The 18,220-nt window shown below is 71.8% G+C and carries 19 protein-coding genes; 11 read left to right on the forward strand and 8 right to left on the reverse strand.

All coding sequences use genetic code 11. From position 1 onward, the window contains the following. The first annotated feature begins 24 nt into the window (after positions 1-24). The 9 genes from ABZV78_RS03120 (at position 25) to ABZV78_RS03160 (ending at position 7,704) form a co-directional block, all read left to right on the forward strand. Positions 25-897 (forward strand): sugar ABC transporter permease, encoded by an 873-nt coding sequence (locus ABZV78_RS03120; protein ID WP_355635115.1) that lies wholly within the window; start codon positions 25-27, stop codon positions 895-897. Beyond that, on the forward strand, positions 894-1,724 hold the full coding sequence (locus ABZV78_RS03125; protein ID WP_355635116.1) for a carbohydrate ABC transporter permease: 831 nt from the start codon (positions 894-896) through the stop codon (positions 1,722-1,724). Before ABZV78_RS03120 ends, ABZV78_RS03125 begins: the two co-directional genes overlap by 4 nt. A gap of 79 nt (positions 1,725-1,803) precedes the next feature. Continuing rightward, complete coding sequence (locus ABZV78_RS03130; protein WP_355635117.1) at positions 1,804-2,652, forward strand: fumarylacetoacetate hydrolase family protein; 849 nt, start codon at positions 1,804-1,806, stop codon at positions 2,650-2,652. After that, complete coding sequence (locus tag ABZV78_RS03135) at positions 2,649-4,031, forward strand: L-fuconate dehydratase (protein WP_355635118.1); 1,383 nt, start codon at positions 2,649-2,651, stop codon at positions 4,029-4,031. The genes ABZV78_RS03130 and ABZV78_RS03135 overlap by 4 nt, the downstream gene beginning before the upstream one ends. Then, entirely contained in the window at positions 4,031-4,804 is a 774-nt protein-coding gene (locus tag ABZV78_RS03140; RefSeq protein ID WP_355635149.1) for an SDR family oxidoreductase, read from the forward strand. The genes ABZV78_RS03135 and ABZV78_RS03140 overlap by 1 nt, the downstream gene beginning before the upstream one ends. A gap of 17 nt (positions 4,805-4,821) precedes the next feature. After that, on the forward strand, positions 4,822-5,133 hold the full coding sequence (locus ABZV78_RS03145; RefSeq protein WP_355635119.1) for an L-rhamnose mutarotase: 312 nt from the start codon (positions 4,822-4,824) through the stop codon (positions 5,131-5,133). Positions 5,134-5,165: 32 nt separating this feature from the next. Beyond that, positions 5,166-6,140, forward strand: coding sequence for an aldo/keto reductase (locus ABZV78_RS03150; RefSeq protein WP_355635120.1), 975 nt, complete (start codon positions 5,166-5,168; stop codon positions 6,138-6,140). Further along, positions 6,137-6,988, forward strand: a complete 852-nt coding sequence (locus tag ABZV78_RS03155) for an amidohydrolase family protein (protein ID WP_355635121.1) — start codon at positions 6,137-6,139, stop codon at positions 6,986-6,988. The genes ABZV78_RS03150 and ABZV78_RS03155 overlap by 4 nt, the downstream gene beginning before the upstream one ends. Before the next feature lie 44 nt (positions 6,989-7,032). After that, positions 7,033-7,704 carry a FadR/GntR family transcriptional regulator gene (locus ABZV78_RS03160; RefSeq protein WP_355635122.1) on the forward strand — a complete coding sequence of 224 codons (672 nt, stop codon included), beginning with the start codon at positions 7,033-7,035 and terminating at the stop codon, positions 7,702-7,704. Positions 7,705-7,978: 274 nt separating this feature from the next. Here ABZV78_RS03160 and ABZV78_RS03165 read toward each other — a convergent pair whose 3' ends face one another. The 8 genes from ABZV78_RS03165 to ABZV78_RS03200 form a co-directional block, all read right to left on the reverse strand. Beyond that, positions 7,979-8,464: a hypothetical protein gene (locus ABZV78_RS03165; protein ID WP_355635123.1), complete on the reverse strand. Its 486-nt coding sequence runs from the start codon at positions 8,462-8,464 to the stop codon at positions 7,979-7,981. 7 nt (positions 8,465-8,471) lie between these two features. Continuing rightward, positions 8,472-8,990, reverse strand: a complete 519-nt coding sequence (locus tag ABZV78_RS03170) for a hypothetical protein (protein WP_355635124.1) — start codon at positions 8,988-8,990, stop codon at positions 8,472-8,474. Positions 8,991-9,076: 86 nt separating this feature from the next. Beyond that, complete coding sequence (locus ABZV78_RS03175; protein WP_355635125.1) at positions 9,077-9,517, reverse strand: DUF4190 domain-containing protein; 441 nt, start codon at positions 9,515-9,517, stop codon at positions 9,077-9,079. Further along, positions 9,514-9,918, reverse strand: coding sequence for a hypothetical protein (locus ABZV78_RS03180; protein WP_355635126.1), 405 nt, complete (start codon positions 9,916-9,918; stop codon positions 9,514-9,516). The genes ABZV78_RS03175 and ABZV78_RS03180 overlap by 4 nt, the downstream gene beginning before the upstream one ends. Further along, entirely contained in the window at positions 9,915-12,404 is a 2,490-nt protein-coding gene (locus tag ABZV78_RS03185; protein ID WP_355635127.1) for an AAA family ATPase, read from the reverse strand. The genes ABZV78_RS03180 and ABZV78_RS03185 overlap by 4 nt, the downstream gene beginning before the upstream one ends. 402 nt (positions 12,405-12,806) lie before the next feature. Next, a complete protein-coding gene (locus tag ABZV78_RS03190; RefSeq protein ID WP_355635128.1) occupies positions 12,807-13,628 on the reverse strand; it encodes an RNase H family protein in 822 nt (273 codons plus the stop codon). Positions 13,629-13,638: 10 nt separating this feature from the next. Continuing rightward, positions 13,639-14,313: a hypothetical protein gene (locus ABZV78_RS03195; RefSeq protein WP_355635129.1), complete on the reverse strand. Its 675-nt coding sequence runs from the start codon at positions 14,311-14,313 to the stop codon at positions 13,639-13,641. 80 nt (positions 14,314-14,393) lie between these two features. After that, complete coding sequence (locus ABZV78_RS03200; protein WP_355635130.1) at positions 14,394-14,948, reverse strand: DUF4352 domain-containing protein; 555 nt, start codon at positions 14,946-14,948, stop codon at positions 14,394-14,396. Between the two features lie 99 nt (positions 14,949-15,047). Between ABZV78_RS03200 and ABZV78_RS03205 the strand changes: the two genes are divergently transcribed. Beyond that, positions 15,048-16,967 carry an N-6 DNA methylase gene (locus ABZV78_RS03205; RefSeq protein ID WP_355635131.1) on the forward strand — a complete coding sequence of 640 codons (1,920 nt, stop codon included), beginning with the start codon at positions 15,048-15,050 and terminating at the stop codon, positions 16,965-16,967. Positions 16,968-17,147: 180 nt separating this feature from the next. Then, entirely contained in the window at positions 17,148-18,215 is a 1,068-nt protein-coding gene (locus ABZV78_RS03210; protein WP_355635132.1) for a serine/threonine-protein kinase, read from the forward strand. Positions 18,216-18,220 lie beyond the last annotated feature (5 nt).

The following is an 18,220-nucleotide window of genomic DNA, read 5'->3' on the forward strand; positions in this document are numbered from 1 at the left end:
AGAAGAGCCCGGCGACGACGCCCGTTGGGGCCGGCCCTCGGGCACTTCGCGTCGTTCGCCGCGCCGGGGGTGCTGATCTACGCCTGCTTCGTCCTGGCGCCGATTCTGGTCAGCCTCGGCTACAGCCTGACCAACTACAACCCGTTCAACCCACCGACGAAGTACGTGGGACTGGAGAACTACCAGCTGCTCCTGCGCGACGAGCAGTTCCTCACGGCGCTGCGGGTGACGACCATCCTCACCGTGATCGTGGTGATCGTGCCGAACGTGCTCGGGTTGGTGGTCGCACTGTTGCTCGACCGGCACGGGTGGCTCTACAACGCCCTGCGCAGCGTCTTCTTCACCCCGGTCATCCTGAGCTCCGTGGTCGTGAGCGTCATCTGGTCGCGCCTGCTGGACAGCGAAGGACCGCTCAACGAGACGCTGAGGGCCCTCGGGGTCGACCAGCCCCCCGGCTGGCTCTCCGATCCGGCCGTGGCCCTGTACTCGGTGGCGTCGATCATCAGCTGGCAGATGCTCGGCTTCTGTGTCGTGGTCTACCTCGCGGGCCTCCAGGGTGTGCCCGTCGAGCTGCAGGAGGCAGCGGCGATCGACGGCGCCGGCACGGTCCGCCGGTTCCGCGCCGTCACCTGGCCGATGCTGGCGCCCGCCCTGACCGTCAACACCGTCGTCCTGCTGATCTCCGCGTTCAAGGCGTACGACTACATCAAGGTGATCACCAACGGCGGGCCGGGATCCGGCACCACCGCCACCATCGCCTTCAATGTGCTCCAGACCGGCTTCGACGCCAACCACGGCGGCTACGCCTCCGCCATGGCGATCCTGATGTTGCTCATCGTTGCGGTCGTGACCGCGATCGCGCTGAGGTTCCTGCAGCGCCGGGAGGTGGACCTGTGAGACATGGCAAACGCTCGTTGCTGCGTCCCGGCGTCGCGATCACGCTCGCCGCGGTCTTCTTCGTGCCGCTGTACTTCGTCCTGGCGAACGTCTTCAAACGCGGCGAGCTGATCGCCAAGCAACCCGCCCAGCTTCCGCTGCCGCCCACACTGGCCAATATCGGGGCGGTGCTCACCCGTCCGGATCGCCTGTTCTGGGTCAGCCTCACCAACAGCATCGTCGTCACGCTCCTGTCGGTGCTGGTGCTCATCGTGCTCTCCGCGATGCTCGGCCATTACCTCGCCCGTACCCGCAACCGGTGGACCCGGGCACTGACCCTGCTCCTGCTCTGCGGGCTCATGATCCCTCCGCAGGTGATCCTGATACCGATCACCGACGTGCTGCGGTTCACCCACCTCATGGCGACGCTGCAGGGTCTGGTGCTGTTCAACGTCGGCTACTACGTACCGTTCGGCATCTTCGTCTTCATGGGCTTCATCCGCGCCGTACCAGTCGAACTCGAAGAGGCGGCGCGCATCGACGGTGCGAGCCGCATGCAGGTCTTCTGGCGGGTCGTATTCCCGTTGCTGCGGCCCGCGAGCGCGAGCGTCGTCATCTTCCTCAGCGTGTGGATCTGGAACGACTTCATAAATCCGCTGATCATTCTCGGCCCGAGCCAGGGGACCACGGTCACCACCGGCATCTACCGCTCCATCGGGCAGTACCAGGCGGACTTCGGCAGCCTCTTCGCGCTGATGTTCCTCGCCACGCTGCCCGTGCTGATCTTCTACCTGGCTCTGCAGCGACAGTTCGTCAAGGGCCTGACCGGAGGCGCCACCAAGGGGTAGCCGGGCACCGTAGCGCATTGACGTGAGCTGACAGAGAACCGACGTATTGGATGTGCGACATGAAATCTGGGGGCGACGCATGAGGCTCTTGCGGGTGGGCGCACCAGGACAGGAGCGCCCGGCACTGCTGGACGAGGACGGGCGACTGCGCGACCTCAGCGGATTGATCGACGACCTGGACGCATCGTTCCTCGCCACCCACGGCATCCGGCGGCTGGCGGAAGTCCCGGCGGCCGAGCTGCCGGTGCTCGCCACGGAAGGACTGCGCATCGGGCCACCGCTGCGACCAGGCAAGATCGTCTGCATCGGCCTGAACTACCGGGACCACGCCGCCGAGACCGGCGCTGCGCTCCCGACCGAGCCGGTCGTCTTCCTCAAAGCCCCGGACACCGTGGTGGGACCCGAGGACATGGTTCTTGTTCCGCGCGGCAGCACGAAGACCGACTGGGAGGTCGAGCTCGCCGTCGTCATCGGACGCACCGCCCGCTACCTGTCCAGCGTCGACGAGGCGATGCACTGCGTCGCCGGTTACGCCGTGGCCCACGACGTCTCCGAGCGGGAGTTCCAGCTCGAGCGCGGCGGCCAGTGGGACAAGGGCAAGTCCTGTGAGACCTTCAACCCGCTCGGACCGTGGCTGGTCACCGCCGACGAGGTGCCCGACCCGCAGGCCCTGAGACTACGGCTGTGGGTCAACGGTGACCTGCGGCAGGACGGCACCACAGCCAACATGGTGTTTCCGGTGGGGGAGATCATCCGGTACCTGAGCCAGTTCATGGTCCTCCACCCGGGCGACGTGATCAACACCGGCACCCCGGCCGGAGTGGCGCTGGGGCAACCCGAACCGAAGCCGTACCTGGTCGCGGGCGACGTGGTCGAGCTGGAGATCGACGGGCTGGGGCGCCAGCGCCAGGAGGTGGGGCAGGCATGAACTTCACCGACCTGGAGGTCTTCGACGTCCGCTTCCCGACCTCGCGCGAGTTGGACGGCTCCGACGCGATGAACCCCGACCCCGACTACTCGGCCGCCTATCTCGTGCTGCGCACCGACGAGGTGGACGGGCACGAGGGGCACGGCTTCGCCTTCACCATCGGCCGCGGCAACGAGGTGCAGGCGGCCGCGATCGCCTCGCTGCGGCCATACCTGCTCGGCAGGTCGGTGGACGCGGTCCTGGCCGACCTCGGCGGTTTCTGGCGCGAGCTCGTCCACGATTCGCAGCTGCGCTGGCTCGGCCCGGAAAAGGGCGTCATGCACATGGCGATCTCCGCAGTGATCAACGCGCTGTGGGACCTGCGGGCCAAGCGCGAGGGGTTGCCGCTGTGGCAGCTGCTGGGCCGGCTGAGCCCGGAGGAACTCGTCGAGCTGATCGACTTCCGCTACCTCACCGACGCCCTGACCCGGGACGAGGCGCTGCAAATCCTGCGCACCGCGCAACCGGGACGCGCCGAGCGCGAGGAACTGCTGCGGCACGAGGGGTTCCCGGCCTACACCACGTCGCCGGGCTGGCTGGGCTACGACGACGACAAACTGCGCCGCCTGTGCAAAGAAGCGGTGGCGGAGGGCTTCGCCCAGATCAAGCTGAAGGTCGGCGCGGATCTGGCCGACGACATCCGGCGGATGGACATAGCCCGGCAGACCTGCGGGCCGGACATCCGCATCGCGGTCGACGCCAACCAGCGCTGGGACGTGCCGGAGGCGATCAGCTGGGTGCGCGAGCTGTCCCGGTTCGACCCGTACTGGATCGAGGAACCGACCAGCCCGGACGACGTCGTCGGGCACGCCGCGATCGCCCGCGGCGTGGCACCGATCCGGGTCGCGACGGGCGAACATATCGCCAACCGGGTCGTCTTCAAGCAACTGCTCCAGCTCGAGGCGATCTCCTACGTGCAGATCGATGCGGCCCGGGTCGCCGGCGTCAACGAGGTGCTCGCGATCCTGCTGCTGGCGGCCAAGTTCCGCGTGCCCGTCTGCCCGCACGCCGGCGGGGTGGGCCTCTGCGAGCTGGTCCAGCACCTGTCGATGTTCGACTTCGTCGCCGTGTCCGGCTCGATGCAGGACCGGGTCATCGAGTACGTCGACCACCTGCACGAACATTTCGTCAATCCGGCGGTGGTGTCGCGCGGCCGCTACATCGCGCCGACCGCACCGGGCTTCAGCGCCACCATGCGGCCGGAGACGCTGGCCGAGTACGTCTTCCCGCACGGCCCGGTGTGGTCCGCCGCGAGCGCGCCCGGACCGGCGGTGAGTGGGGGCGGCGGCGGGCGGCACCGCGACGAGGACGACCGGACCGATGGTGAGGTGCAACGGTGATGGATGAACGAGGCGAGTTCACCGGGTTGAGGGCCCTGGTGACCGGCGGGGCGTCGGGCATCGGGCTGGCAACGGCGACCCTGCTGGCGGAGCGCGGCGCCCGCGTGGCCTGTCTGGACCTGCACCCCGACGCGGTGCCCGAGCCGCTGCTCGGTTTCGCGGCGGACGTCGCCGACGATCCCTCGGTGCGCCAGGCCGTGGCGGCCGCCGCCCGGGCGCTCGGCGGCATCGACGTACTGGTCAACAACGCCGGCATCGGAGCCCGCGGCACGGTGGAGAGCAACCCGGACGACGAGTGGCATCGGGTGCTCGACGTGAACGTCGTCGGGATCGTCCGCGTGACCCGCGCCGCACTACGGCACCTGCGGGCATCGTCCCACGCCGCGATCGTCAACACCTGCTCCATCGCGGCGACCGCGGGACTGCCGGACCGGGCGCTCTACAGCGCCAGCAAGGGAGCGGTGCAGTCACTGACGATGGCCATGGCGGCCGACCACCTGCGGGAGGGGATCCGGGTCAACTGCGTCAATCCCGGCACGGCGGACACGCCGTGGGTTCGCCGGCTGCTGGAGGCGGCCGAGGATCCGACGGCGGAGCTGACCGCGTTGCAGGCCCGCCAGCCCCACGGCCGGTTGGTCAGCGCGAACGAGGTGGCGGCGGCGATCGCCTACCTCGCCAGCCCGCTCGCCGGGTCGACCACCGGCACTGTCCTCGCGGTCGACGGCGGCATGCAGGGGCTGCGGCCGCGCCCCGCCGCGGATCGTCCCGACTGAGGGGAAGGAGCTGCCCCATGCAACGGATCGCCCTGCACACCCGGCTCAAGCCGGGCAAGGAAGGCGAGTACGACACGGTGCACCGGGTCGTCCCCGCCGAGCTGGACAGCGCGCTGCGCGCGGCCGGGGTGCACTCGTGGCGGATCTGGCGGGACGGGCGCGACCTGTTCCATCTGGTCGAGGTCGAGGACTACCAACGGATGCGACACGAGCTGCGGGACCACCCCGCGAACGTGCCCTGGCAGGCCCGGATGGCGGAGTTGCTGGAGATCGAGGACGACTACTCCGGCACCGACTCAGGGCTGCGCCTCGTCTGGGAGCTGCCGTGACCGCTGTCCGGTTGGGGCGGTCCGGGGTGACCGTGAGTCCCCAGGGTCTGGGCTGCGCCCAACTCGGCAATCTCTACACGACGCTGACGGACGCCGAAGCGGCGGACACCGTGGCGGCGGCGTGGGAATCGGGCATCCGGTACTTCGACACCGCACCCCACTACGGGCTCGGGCTCTCCGAGCGCCGGCTCGGCGACGCGCTGCGCGACCTGCCGCGGCCCTCGTACACGGTCAGCACCAAGGTGGGTCGCCTGCTCGTGCCGGACCCCGCCGGAGCAGCGCGACGTGACCCGGAGGGCTTTCACGTGCCGGCCGACCACCGCCGGGTGTGGGATTTCAGCGCCGACGGGGTGCAGCGTTCGCTGGAGGCGAGCCTGGTCCGGCTCGGCCTGGACCGCGTCGACGTGGCGCTCGTCCATGACCCGGAGGACCACCAGACTCAGGCGCTCGAGCAGGCGTATCCGGCGCTGCACGACCTGCGGGCGCAGGGTGTCGTCGGCGCGATCGGGGTCGGGTCCAAGCAGTGGCAGGTGCTGCACCGGTTCGTCACCGAGGCCGAACTCGACGCCGTCATGGTCGCCGGCCGGTACACGCTGTTGGAGCAGCCCGCCCTGGACACGCTGCTCCCGGAGTGCGCGCGGCGCGGCGTCTCCGTACTCAACGCGGGCGTCTTCAACAGCGGCCTGCTCGCCGTCGACCGGCCACACGCCGGGCTGCCCTACGAGTACCACGACGCGCCGGCCCCGATTGTCGACCGGGTGCGGGCGATCGCCGCCGTCTGCGCCCGGCACGGGACCTCGCTGCCGGCGGCGGCGATCGCCTTCGCCGGCGCACACCCGGCAGTGGCGGCGGTGGTGGTCGGGGCGCACGACGCCGGGCAGGTGCGGCGGAACGCCGCGCTGCAGGCAGCCGCACCACCGTCGGCCGACCTCTGGTCCGAGCTGGTCGCTGAGGGGCTGCTGCGCCCGGACGCCCCGGTCCCCACCCGTCCGGCGGGCACGCCATGATCGTCGACGCGCACCACCACCTCTGGCGGATCGACGACGGCTACCGGTGGCTCGACGAGCCGGAGCTGGCCCCGATCCGCCGGTCGTTCCTGCCCGCCGACCTCCAGCCGGAGCTGTCCGCAGCCGGCGTCGACCGGACGATCCTGGTGGAGGGCGGAAGCTGCGACACCGCGGAGGCGGCCATCCTGCTCCGGTACGGGAGCAGCACGGCAGCGATCGGCGGGGTGGTCGCGTGGGCCGACCCGGCCGACCCGGCGCTCGCCGACACCATCGCCGGCTACCGGCAGCTGCCCGGCGGCGACCTGCTGGTCGGCGTCCGGCCGCAGCTCCAGGGCGAGGCGGACCCGCAGTACCTGGACCGGCCGCAGGTCCGGCGCGGGCTCCGTACCATCGCCGAGGCCGGCCTGGCGATCGACGTCGTGGTCCGGGTCGACCAGCTCGCGGCGGTGACCCGGGCCGCCCGGGCCGTGCCGGAGCTCGGCTTCGTCCTCGACCACCTGGGCAAACCTCGCATCCGCCACGGCGCGGCCGGCCTGGCCGAATGGTCGGGTCCGATCGCCGAACTCGCGGCACTGCCGAACGTCACCGCCAAGCTCTCCGGGCTGGTCACCGAGGCGGATTGGAAACGGTGGCGGGTCGCGGACCTGCGCCCGTTCGTCGGCGCGGCGGTGGAGCTGTTCGGACCCGAGCGGCTCATGTTCGGCTCGGACTGGCCGGTCTGCCGGCTGGCCGCCGACTACGGCGCGGTGATGTCGGCGGTGGCCGAGGCGCTGCCTCCGCTGTCAGCCGAGGAGCGGGCGGCGGTGTTCGGTGGCACCGCGGCGCGAACCTACCGACTCGGCCCCTGAGCACGTACCGGTTTTCGTGGTAGATAGGGACGGTGAAGGAACGCGTGGCGGTCACCGACGAGGCGATCGACAAGATCAAGCAGATGATCGTCGCGGGCGAGCTGCGCCCCGGTGACCGGCTGCCGCGCGAACCCGACCTCGCGGAGCGGCTCGGCCTGTCCCGCAACTCCCTGCGCGAGGCGGTCAAGGCGCTGTCGCTGATCCGGGTGCTCGACGTACGCCAGGGTGACGGCACGTACGTGACGAGCCTCGACCCGGCGATGCTGCTCGACGCGTTGAGCTTCGTCGTCGACTTCCACCGCGACGACACCGTCCTGCAGTTCCTGGAGGTGCGCCGCATTCTCGAGCCGGCCGCCACCGCGCTCGCGGCGCAGCGGATCAGCGACGAGGAACTCGGCAAGCTCCGGAGCGTCCTGGACGCGCTCGGCGAGGATCCGAGCATCGACGAACTCGTGGCCAACGACCTGGAGTTCCATCGGCAGATCGCGGCCTGTGCGGGCAACAAGCTGCTTACCTCGCTGCTCGACAGCCTCTCCGGCCCGACCACCCGCGCCCGCATTTGGCGGGGACTGACGCAGGAAGGCGCCGTTCACAAGACCCGCGAACAGCATGCCGCGATTCTGGAGGCCATCGCCTCCCGGCAGCCCGAGCTGGCCCGATCCTGGGCGACGGTCCACATCGCCGGCGTCGAGGAATGGCTGGGCCGTATTGTCTGAGCGTGCCGAGCGCCACCACCTGCTGGTGTCCGCCGTGGAGGGGCTTGCGTCCGCCGTCCGCTGGTTGCCGCTCAAACTCTGGTCAGGCACGTACTTCGCAGGCTCCATCGAGCATGGCCAGGCCAGCAGGGCTGCGAACCGCAGTCGGGTGCCAGCGTCGGCGTTCTGGCTGACGCTGGCCGAGCCGCGGTCCACGCGGCGACGGCGACCGGTGGTGGCAGCGCCAGCCAATGACGGGGATGCACACGCAGCTATCCCGGTATCTCGGCGGCGGTCACGTCAGCCGCTCGGCTCCGAAGAACACCCGGACCGCCGTCAGCACCTCCTGCGCGTCGTTGGCCATCGCCGTACGCGCCCGGACCAGTAGCACCTCGGGTTCGGTCTGCCGTTGCCGGTCGAGGTGGGCCAGCAACTGGCCGATGTCTGGCACGTGCCGTTCGCCGGTCAGCGCGCGGGCGGGTGGCCGGAGGTCCATGAGGTGGCAGAGCAGTCGCAGCGGCCGGTGCCCGTAGACCCGGGTGCCGCTGGGCAGGGCGGGCAGGCCGTAGGTGAGCAGCCGCGTCACGGCTCCGTCGAGCAGCGGGGTCGCCCAGTGGGCGTTGTCGAACAGGCTGTTCGAGGTGGCCTGTGGCAGGCCGAGGCCGGCCACCACCTGGTCGACCTCGTCTGCTGCGGCCTCGGCGACGACGAAGACGTGGGGCGAGATGCGACTGCGGCGGAAGACCTCCGACCACCTGCGGCCCGGCTCTGAAGATGTCACCGGGGCATCATGCGAGGCGCTCATGCGAGGGTCCTTCCTGGTCGTTGCGCTGACGAGCCACGTCGAGCAGGCGGCCGAGGACTGCGCGGGTCCGGCCGGTCGCGGCGGCGAGCGCGCCGAGCGGATCGCGGTGCCCGCGACCTGCGAGGTCCTCGTACACCGCAAACAGGTCGGCCTCGAACCCGTCAGCGGTCGCACCGCGGGCCTGGGCAAGCTCGGCGAGCCGGCCCTCGATGTAGCGGCCCACCATCACCTGGTACGCCCCGACGCTGGGCATGTCGTGGAACTCCGCCACCATGTCGTCGACCTGCCGGCCCATCCGGTGCAGGACCGCCGACGTGATGCCGTGCCGGCGTACCTCGGGGGCTGCCTCGTCGGAGATGCGGATGACGACCTCGTCCGGTCCGTTGATCTCGTCCGATCCGGTGTCGCTGTTCCAACGGGCCGTGACGACGAAGCCGTCGTCCCGCCGGGACAGTTCGGGGGACGGGTCGGGCACGGCGTGGAGGGGATTCTTCTGGGACATGCCTTCCTGTCTTTCCGGCGGCCTCGTGGGCGCCTGTTTCCGGGCCGCGGTGGCGGCCGCGTGTCACGCCTGTTGTTCCGCCCGGTTCAGGGCGTCGGGGTGGCGGCGCTCAGGACGCTGCCGAAGACGACCATGACGGTGAAGAGGATCATCGGGCCGACGAAGACGTAGCCCAGGACGAGACCGGCGACCGCCATGCCGTGCCCCGACCGCATGCCGTCGCGGGTCTCCCGCAGGGCCAGGTGGCCGAGGATGACGGCCAGGACGCAGGGCAGGCCGAACAGGCACCAGCCGCCGAGCACGCCGAGAATCCCGAGGACCAGCGACGCCGTCGCCATGCCCGACGTCAAGATGGGCTGGCCGGTGAGCCGCGGCCCACCCGCCGGGTAGCCGCCGCCCGGGTAGGGCATGGCCGGGACCGGCGCGTACGCGCCCGTGGGCGCGGACACCGGGGGATACGGCCCCAGAATGGCGGGCAGCGGCGGCTGCGGGCGGGTGGGGTCGAGGCCGGGCTGCGGGTAGGTCATCGGTGCGGTTCCGTTCTTCCGTCGAGTTGGGGGAGCAGGGCGCTCACCTCGGTGTGCAGGCGACGCAGCTCGGCGGCCGTCGGCGCCAGTTCGTAGCAGTGGTGGTGGGCGGCGGCCGACAGGGCCGCCCACGCGAAGGCGACCCGCCGTGCGACGGCGGGGCCGGGCCCGAACCGGCCGCGCAGCATCAGCTGCTTCGCCCGGCCCTGCCGGCACGCGGCGACCACCGGGCGGGTGCGTCGCCAGTAGGCGTCGATGCCGCCTTCGAGGGCGAGCCGGATCAGGCAGGCGCACGCCCGCGGCCACCAGCCGGCGGTCACCGCGGCCGCGCCGAGCGGTCCGGCGCCGCGCAGCATCTGGTCGGCCGCCGCCAGGCAGGCCCGGGGCGTCGGCGCGGTCACGACCGGACCTCGGCGCCGTCGCGGGGCGCGGGCACGGCAGCGGCGTGGGTCCGCAGCGCCTCCGCGAGGTGGCGGGCGTCGGAGACCAGCCCGGGCAGGTCGAACAGGTACGCCCCGTGCACGCCCTCCTTGCACGCCTTGTACGCGCCCACCGCCCGCGACCCGTGCCGGCGGCTCAGGTACCCGAGCACGTCACCGCCCCGGTTGGCATCGTCGAACAGCGCCAGCGCGACGGCGGTGGTCAACCTGCGAGACGCGGCCACGACGGCCGCCTCGATGTCGTCGTGCGGCACACCCCGCGCCACCCGCCGCCGCCACACGATCCGGTGGCACGCCGCCTCGATCGCCGAGCGGCACAGCTCCGCCACCACCGGCCCGCGTACCTCGGATGCGATCTCCTCGGTGCGGGCCAGCGCGTACGCGTCGTCCAGGTAGCGGGTCACCGGGTCGGAGCCGGGCCGCAGGGTCACCACCGACCGCTCCGCGCGGGTCACCTCCACGATGCGGGACCGACCGAGGTCGAGCCGCGCGAGGGCGTCGGGCAGCCGGGTGTCGTGGGTGAAGACCACCACCTGCCGCTGCTCAGCCAGCTCGGCGAGCACCCGGGCCAGCCCGTCCACCTTGGCCGGGTCCATGCTCTGCACCGGGTCGTCGACCACGATGAACCGGAACGGGCTCTCCGGCGCGCACCCGCGCGGCAGGAACGTCGCCAACCCGAGGGCGTGCATCTCACCCTGGCTCATCACCCCGAGGGCGGTGCCGTTGTCCGCGCCGTCCACGCTGACCGGGATCACCACCCGCCGCCGGGTGTTCATGCCCGCCAGGGTCATGGCGCCCAGTTCGACGTTGCTCTCCTGGCGCAGCTGCGCCCAGATCCGCTGCGAGTGCTCGGCGAACGGCGCCACCCGCTGGTTGCGCAGCTCCGCCCCGGTCGCCTTCAGCCACGCCCGCGCCGCCTTCACCCGCGCAAGGGCGCGTTCCCGCTCCGGCAGCGTCCCGGCCGACGCGATCCAGGCCCGCAGCTCGCCGGCCACCGCCTGCCAGCCGGTGTCGCGCTGGCGGAGCAGACTTTTCGCGTACGCCTGCGCGGCCTGCGCGGCCGCGTGCACCGCCGGGTACCGCGCGGTCAGGTGGTCGGCCAGCTCCTCCGGCCCGCCCGGTGTCAGCCGCAGCGCCGTCACCGCCGCGTGCAGGTCGTCGACCGGCACCCCGTCGGCGTCCCCGGTGGGCACGTCCAGGTCGTCGATCAGGTAATGCGCCCGCTGCAGCAGCGCGGTCAGCCGGGAAGCGGCGGCCTGGGCCGCGAGGGTACGGTCGCGCAGCTCCGCCAGAGACTCGGCCGCGCTGATCCGCCAGTCGTCGTCGAGGCGGCCGATCGCGCATACCGGGCACGGCCCGTCACCCTGGTCGTCGTGATGCTCGACGGCCAGCCGGAGCAGCTCGGCGCTTCGCAGCGACGCCCGCGACCGGCCGCCGTCGTGCCGGCGCGCCTGCGCGGCGGCCTCCCGCAGCTGCCCGGCCAGTCGGGTGACTTCGTCGGCGTCGGGCACCTGCATCGCCACCAGCTGCCGGCAGAGCAGCACGGCTTCGTCGGCGGCCGGGTCCTCCGGCTCGTCGAGGATCGCGGTCAGTGCCGCCAGGTCGACGGCGCCCCGGGTGCGCAGCAGCGCGGCGGCTCGCCGGGCCCGGTCGTCGTCGATCCCCGCGAGGTTGTCGGTCAGTGTGGTGCGCTGTCCGCGTACCTCCCTGATGGCGGCGTCGACGGGGCGCGCGGCGGCCATCAGGCGGCGGTCGGCGTCGGTGATCGCGTCCAGGCCGAGGATCGCGGAGATGGCGTCGAAGAGCTGACTCTGCGTGCCAGCGGTGAGCCGGCCCAGCTCGGAGGCGGTGAGGAACGGCCGGTACAGCTCCAGCGGCCGGGCCAACCCCAGCTCGGCGAGGTCCCGGTGCCTGCCGTGTGCGCTGGTGACCGTCACCTCGGCGTCGCCCAGCTCCGCCTCCGTCGGCCAGGAACGGACCGCCCGGGTGGGCGTGGCTACCCCGTCGACCCGCAGCTCGACGGCGATCCGGCACGGGTCGCCGGCGTGCAGGTTCCGCCACCCGGTACGCCACACGCTGTTGCGGTCCGCCCAGCGCGCGCTGTCGCCAGTAAGCGCCAGTTCCACGGCCTCGGCGAAGCTGGACTTGCCGGAGCCGTTCCGGCCCACCACCACGGTCAACCCGGGGCCGGGCTCGATGGCGAGGGTGCGCTCCGGGCCGACGCCGCGGAACCCGGCGACGGTGACCGACGAGAGCCAGATCCGCTCCCGCGGCTCGTCCGCCGCGGCGCGCTGCGGCTCCAGCGCCGTCGGCGCGCCGGCGAGCGCCGCGTCCAAGTCGGCCTCGCCGCTCAGCGCGGCAAGGACCACCTCGGCGGTGTCATCGGGTACGCGGTCAGCGGCGAGCCGGTCGAAGATCAGCTCGACCAGGGGTTCGGTGTGGTTCATCAGGCGACCTCCGGGGAGGGCATCGAAGGTGGACGGTTCCGGCTCGGGCCGGTTCGCTGGCGGTGGTGGTACGACGACGCTGTGCGGTTGCCCTCTGTGAAGTGATCGGCGGTCAGGCCGGCGGTGCAACAGGACAATCGGGGCTGGCCAGGCAGGTGCGGGCCGGTGGAGTGCCGCGGTGACCGATCGGGTCGACCGTCGGCGCGGCGGCCGGCAGGAGTCCGAGCGGCTGGTGCGGGCGAAGTCCCGGACCGGCCCAAGGTGCTTGTACAGAGGTCATCGTCTTCTCCTCCAGGCGCGTGGTGTCCGCGGATCGACGGTCGATCGATCCGCCCGAGGGGGTGGTGGGAAGCTGTGGCGCTGTGTCGGCAGTGGACTAGCCGGTGTGCCCGGCGGGCAGGGTCAGTGGGGAAGGCCGGCGTGCCAGTCCCGCAGGAAGGCGCCGACCAGGTCGTGAGCCCGTGGCCGAAGGTCGAAGGTCTCCTCGAGCCGGCGGCGGGCCATGTGCGACAGACCGTCGGCGGCCTCGTTGAGGGCGTGCCCGCTGTGCCCCTTGACGTGCGCGAACGACAGGTCCGGCCTGCGGCTCACCTGATCGGCGAGTCGGACCAGCGTGGGCCGGTCGGCCCACCGGCGCTGGCGCAGGCTGTAGCCGGCCGGCATCGCCGACACCTCACCGGCCTGCCACCGGCGCAGCCAGCGCAGCGCCACCATGCTGTCCAGCAGCACCGTCATCCCCGCCGGCGCCTCCTCGTAGGTCGAGAGCAGGAAGTCGACCGCCCTCAGCTCGTTGATCAGCACCCGGGAGGCCCCGGTCGGGTCGAGCCGGCCGGTGCCCCGGCCGCGCAGGCCGTAGTGGCCGTCGCTGACCACGTACGCGATGCCGCCTGCGCGGCCCTTCCAGCTGGCGTCGGTCGCGGCGACGACCGGCGCGGACACCGCCGCCGCCCACCGCGTGACCCGGCCGCGGCCGCGCTGCTCGTCCGGCTGCGTCCGGCAGGCCGTGCCGTGCCCGACGGCGAGCCGCTCGGCGGTGTCCAGGAGCTCACTGGCCGAGTCGAGCTCGTCGTAGTTCGCCGCGGTGAGCGCGAGCGTGACCGCGTCGCCGATCCGCTGGCAGTCCGCGCAGGTGGTGTGGTGGACGTAGCGGCGCAGGAGGAGGGCGCGGGCGTGCAGGGGAGCGGGGAGCAGGTCCAGGGCGCGGAGGAACTCATCGGGACGCACGACGCCTCCCTCAGAACTCGGCGACGTCAGTGACGGCGGCGGTCAGCTTGTCCCCGGAGCGCTTGGTGCTCGCCATCTCCTCCTCCTGCACGGAGGCGGAGTCGCCGGTCACCTCGAAGGTGTTGATGATCGGGTCCTCGGCGCCCTTCACCTGATAGGTCACCTCGTACGTCTTGGACGGGTCGAGCCCGCTGCCGGTGTACGTCACGTCGATCCGGTAGGTGACGTTGCAGCCGGCGCTGCCGAAGCACTGCTTGCGCAGGATCTTCACCTTGAGCTTGAAGTCGCTCTTCGCCGGCGTGTCGTAGAGGGGAAGGGCGGGGGCCGTCGATGCCGGCGCGGTCGTCGGTGCCGACGTCGTGGGCGCCGCGCTGGTCGGATCGGCCGTCGTGATGCTCGGCGCGGCCGACGACGCAGCATCGGCGGCCGGCTCGGGATCGCCGTTGCTCAGCGCAGCGATCCCGATCCCGCCGCAGCACAGCGCGATGACGAGGGCGATCCCGCCGACGGTCCAGGCCCGGGCGTTGGAGCGCTTGGCGGGAGTGTTCGGGCTGGGCGAGCCGGCGACCGTGGCGTTCTGCGGCTGGGCGGCGAACGGGGGAGCCGGCGTCGGCGCCGAGTGCGGCGGCATGGCGGCCTGGTCGTCAGGCTGATGGGGCGGCATGGGCTGGGTCGGGTCGGACATGACGTCTCCTCTGTGAACAGTGGTGGGGACAGGGAAGGGCGGGGCGGGCGGTGGCGCCCGCCCCGGGGGTGAGCGGTGGATCAGGTGAGGGAGACGGTCACGCCGCCGGAGAACGGCGAGTCGTGCAGCTCGAGCTTGGCGAGCTTGACCTTCTTCGGGATGTCGAAGACGACCACGCCGGTGACCTGGTTGCCGGGGTTGATGTCGTTGAGGAACGTCTCGGCGTTCTTGTTGGCGTAGATGGCGGCCGCGCCGTCGGCGGAGTACTCGGTGCCGTTGGCGGCGTACGCCTTCTGGCTGCTGCCGTCGAACATCTGCGACTCCTTGCCGATGTTCTTGACGTTGACCGTGACCAGGCAGAACTGGCCCTGGGCCTTGGCGCCGAGCATGTCGGTGCCGATCTTGGCCACGCCGCACTTGGACGACTTGACCGTGAACTCGAACTTGCCGTCCCGGGCCGGCTGGCCGATCTTCGCGACCTTGGCGGGCTTGTCGTCGCCCTTGGCGCCGCCCGCGTCGGCCTCGCTGCTGGTGGAGTCGGCCTTGCTGCTGGTGGCGTCGTCGGTGGAGCCGGCGCCGCAGCCCAGGGCGACGAGACCGGTGGCGAGCAGAGCGAGAGTGGTGGCCTTGCGCATCGTTTTCCTCCTGCTGTGAACGTGGCGGCGTCAATGAGAGCATCATCTGTGAACGGTGTCAACACACATGATGCTTGACATGTGTGACACACTCCGAACGTGCAGGAGACACCGACCATCACCGCAGCGGAGATCGCCCGGCTCGCCGGTGTCGGTCGGGCCGCAGTCAGCAACTGGCGCAAACGGCACGCCGACTTCCCCGCCCCGGTAGGCGGCACCGCGGCCAGCCCCGAGTTCGACCTGGGGCAGGTCGAGCAGTGGCTCCACGGCCAGGGGAAACTCCCCGAGCTGGCCAGCGCCGACCGGCTGTGGCGGCACCTCGCCGCAGCCAGCCAGTCACCCGCCGCCGGCCTGGCCGCCGTCGGCGCCCTGCTCCTCGCCCGGCAACGCGGTCAACGCCCCGGCCGATCAGCGGATCCGCAGCTCAAGCCGCTACTGCCCGACATCGAAGCGCTCGCCGACGAGCTCGGACCCCAGGGCGCCTTCGACGCGCTATGGCAACGGTTCTCCGCGCCCGGACCCGGCCGCCCCGTCGCCACCCCGGACGACCTGGCCGACCTGATGGCCGGGCTCGCCGGCGTCGGTGGCGGCTCCGTCCTCGACCCGGCCGCCGGCTCCGGCGCCACACTGCGCGCCGCCGTCCGCGCCGGCTGCACCTCGGCGTACGGGCAGGAGATCGACGAGGACCTCGCCCGGCTCGCCGGACTGTGGCTGGCCCTGCGCGACGTGGCAGGGGAGGTCTGCACCGGCGACTCGCTGCGTGCCGACGCCTTCGCCGGCCGCACCTTCGACGCCGTCGTCTGCCACCCGCCGTTCGGGACGACCAACTGGGGCGATGAGGAACTCGGGCACGACCCCCGCTGGATCGTCGGCACCACCCCGCGTACCGAACCTGAGCTGGCTTGGGTGCAGCACGCCCTCGCCCACCTGCGCGCCGGCGGCCACGCCGTTCTGCTCATGCCGCCCACCGTCGCCAGCCGCCGTGCCGGCCGGCGCATCCGCGCCGAACTGCTGCGCCGCGGCGCGCTGCGGGCCGTCATCGCGCTCCCGCCCGGCGTGGCCGCGCCGCACGGCGTACCCCTGCACCTGTGGGTGCTGCGGCGGCCGGCGCCGGACGCGCCGCCACCGGCGCGAACGCTGCTGGTCGACGCCGCAGGCGGTGACGCTGCCGCGACCTACCCGCGGATCCTCGCCGTTTGGCGGGCCTTCGCCGCCGCACCCGACGCGGAGGTCGAGGAGGCCGGCTTCGCTCGGGCGGTGCCGGTCATCGAGCTCCTCGACGAGGAGGTCGACCTCACCCCGGCGCGCCGCCAGCCCGCAGTCGGAGGCGAGGCGACGGGGGAGCATCTGGTACGCACCAGGGAGCGGCTCGCTGCGCTAGTCGGTGACCTGCCAGGGCTGATGCCGCAGGTGATGCCGGCACCCGAAGGCACGGATGGGGAGTTCCTGTCGGTGGGAGAGCTGGCTCGCGCCGGCGCACTGCAACTGCTCGGCCCGACCCGTGCCTCGTCATCCGAGGGCGGTGAGCCGTCAGTGGGCGGGCCCTCGGTCTTGACCGTGCAGGACGTGCTGAGCGGCGAAGGCCCCTCCGGTCGGGACGACGGGCGGCTCGATCAGGAGATCCGGCTCGCGGCCGGGGACGTGGTGGTGCCGATGATTGCGCGGCAGCTCACCGCCCGGGTGGTGACGGCCGACGGGGCGCTGCTCGGGCGGAACCTCTACCTGCTGCGGCCCAATCCGGCGGCGCTGGACTCGTGGTTTCTCGCCGGGCAGCTGCGGACGTCGGCGAACGAGAAGCAGGCGTCGAGCCTGTCGGGGACGCTGCGGTTCGACATCCGCCGGGCGCAGGTACGGCGGCTGTCGTTGGAGGAGCAGCGCGCGCACGGGGAGGCGTTCCAGCGACTCGACGCCTTCGAGTCGGCAATCCGACAGGCAGCAGCGCTCGGCGCGGAGCTGGTCCAGCTCACGGCAGACGGTTTGGCCAATGGTGGTCTGCGCCCTGAGCATCGTGCCCGATGAGCGCCGGTTGCAGCGTTCAGGCCGGATCGAAACTGGTGACTCCCGGCCATCAGGCCCGCACAGTGCGCCAAAGGGCCACTAGCAGCCTGATCATCCAACGTTGTACCGTCATGCGTCCGTCAGGCGTGGGGCCGACATGACGGACCAACAGTTCGGCGGGTGTCATCGTGAGGGGGACGAATGACGCTGGGCAGCATTGGCGGCTATGAGCTGGTCAAACCGCTCGGGTCGGGCGGCATGGGAGACGTGTTCTTCGCGGTGTCGCCGACTGCAGACCGCGTCGCGCTCAAGGTGATCAAGCAGCACCTCGTTGAGGAGCCGACGGTTCGGGATCGGTTCGCTGCGGAGGTCGACAGCCTCAAGCTGGTCTTCGGCTCGCGGGTGGCTCGCCTCGAGGACGCCGACCCCTTCGCGAACCCGGCCTGGCTCGCTGTCGAGTACGTCCCCGGCGCCACGCTGCGTCAGCATGTCGACGCCCGTGGCCGCCTCGCGCTGCAGCACGCCGCGATGGCCGGTGCGATGCTCGCCGACGGCCTGGCCAAGGTGCACCAGGTCGGGCTCCTGCACCGCGACCTCAAGCCGCAGAACATCATCCTCGGCCCGGACGGCCCGAAGCTCATCGACTTCGGTTTGGCGGTGCTGGTCGACCGCGAGCACTTCCTGACCGAAGCCGGGGCTCTCGTCGGCACGCCCGCCTACATGTCTCCCGAGCAGGTCCGGGGCGAGCGGGAGTTGACTCCCGCCGTCGACATCTACGGCCTTGCCGCGACACTCGTGTTCGCGCTCACCGGACATGGCCTCTATCCGCCGACGAACTCCTGGAACCTGTTGCTGCGGATCACGGAGCCAAGCGACCTGCCTGACCTTTCCGGTGTGCCGGCCGAGCTGGCGCCGTTGCTCGGCGCGATGCTGGCGTTCGACCCGACCTCCCGCCCCGGGCTGGACACCGTCCGCACGCGGCTGCTGGAAGTCGCCACGGCCACCAGCGGCAGGACGGCCCTTGAGCTGCGGCAAGAGGTCGCCGCGCTGACCTACGACGGGGACACGGAACTGCTTGTTCCGCCGAGCCTCGAAGACCCGGAACAGGATCCCGAGGATCTGCCCGTCGTCGAGGAGCAGAGCAGCGTGGAGGTGCCGGAGACGACGCCCACGAAGGTCCACCCCGTGGCGGCCGTCAATCCACCTGTCGATGTCAGTTGGCTGGTCGACAAGATGCGCCGCCAGTACGCCCGCCGCTCGACCCTGTAGGAAGG

The sequence above is a fragment of the Micromonospora sp. NPDC004540 genome (assembly GCF_040610095.1).
Classification (GTDB): domain Bacteria; phylum Actinomycetota; class Actinomycetes; order Mycobacteriales; family Micromonosporaceae; genus Micromonospora.

What these genes read in the sequence shown, in the direction of transcription:
- ABZV78_RS03130 (WP_355635117.1), top strand. Translation starts at nt 1,804, where the DNA reads ATGAGGCTCTTGCGGGTGGGCGCACCAGGACAGGAGCGCCCGGCACTG.
- ABZV78_RS03135 (WP_355635118.1), top strand. Translation starts at nt 2,649, where the DNA reads ATGAACTTCACCGACCTGGAGGTCTTCGACGTCCGCTTCCCGACCTCG.
- ABZV78_RS03140 (WP_355635149.1), top strand. Translation starts at nt 4,031, where the DNA reads ATGGATGAACGAGGCGAGTTCACCGGGTTGAGGGCCCTGGTGACCGGC.
- ABZV78_RS03145 (WP_355635119.1), top strand. Translation starts at nt 4,822, where the DNA reads ATGCAACGGATCGCCCTGCACACCCGGCTCAAGCCGGGCAAGGAAGGC.
- ABZV78_RS03155 (WP_355635121.1), top strand. Translation starts at nt 6,137, where the DNA reads ATGATCGTCGACGCGCACCACCACCTCTGGCGGATCGACGACGGCTAC.
- ABZV78_RS03170 (WP_355635124.1), bottom strand. Translation starts at nt 8,990, where the DNA reads ATGTCCCAGAAGAATCCCCTCCACGCCGTGCCCGACCCGTCCCCCGAA.
- ABZV78_RS03175 (WP_355635125.1), bottom strand. Translation starts at nt 9,517, where the DNA reads ATGACCTACCCGCAGCCCGGCCTCGACCCCACCCGCCCGCAGCCGCCG.
- ABZV78_RS03185 (WP_355635127.1), bottom strand. Translation starts at nt 12,404, where the DNA reads ATGAACCACACCGAACCCCTGGTCGAGCTGATCTTCGACCGGCTCGCC.
- ABZV78_RS03195 (WP_355635129.1), bottom strand. Translation starts at nt 14,313, where the DNA reads ATGTCCGACCCGACCCAGCCCATGCCGCCCCATCAGCCTGACGACCAG.
- ABZV78_RS03200 (WP_355635130.1), bottom strand. Translation starts at nt 14,948, where the DNA reads ATGCGCAAGGCCACCACTCTCGCTCTGCTCGCCACCGGTCTCGTCGCC.
- ABZV78_RS03210 (WP_355635132.1), top strand. Translation starts at nt 17,148, where the DNA reads ATGACGCTGGGCAGCATTGGCGGCTATGAGCTGGTCAAACCGCTCGGG.